2 protein-coding genes are annotated in these 567 nt (G+C 61.7%); both read right to left on the bottom strand.

All coding sequences use genetic code 11. The features are described from left to right. The coding region (locus tag ACYVJG_RS12920; RefSeq protein ID WP_460431416.1) for an immunoglobulin domain-containing family protein at positions 1-319 on the bottom strand (319 nt) is incomplete at its 3' end. Then, on the bottom strand, positions 262-567 hold a 306-nt coding region (locus ACYVJG_RS12925; RefSeq protein ID WP_460431417.1), incomplete at its 5' end, for an ATP-binding protein. The genes ACYVJG_RS12925 and ACYVJG_RS12920, both read right to left, overlap by 58 nt.

Genomic DNA, 567 nt, shown 5'->3' on the forward strand with positions numbered 1-567 from the left:
CCTGGCCGGCCTGGCCACTAGTAAGGGTTGGGGCGGATGCACTCCCTGAGGAGACGGTGACCAGGGTTCCCTGGCCCCAGTAGTCAAAGGGATAGCTCCCACTTTCTCCTATTCTATCCCTAGGCGCCCCATCTCTCGCACAGTAATACACGGCCGTGTCGTCAGATCTCAGGTTCCTCAGTTCCATGTAGGCTGTGCTCGAGGATGTGTCTGTGGTCATGGTGACTCTGCCCTGGAACTTCTGTGCGTACTTCACCAGACCTAGGTTGCCGAGGATCCTTCCCATCCACTCAAGTCCTTGCTCAGGGGCCTGTCGCATCCAGTTGATTGCAAGGCCGCCGAAGGTGCCTCCTCGAAGACCTTCTGGCGCCGCCGCTGCAGCGAGCATTCGCGTTCGAACAGATGCACCGCGCGCTCGCCATCGCCGAGGATCTGCACTTCGATGTGCCGTGCCTGGCGGATGAAACGCTCCAGGTACACCGCCGGCGAACCGAAGGCGGCCTGCGCCTCGCGCTGGGCGATGGGGAATTCCCGACGCAGTTCGTCGGCGTCGTGGGCGATACGGAT

The organism is Aquaspirillum soli, assembly GCF_054781915.1.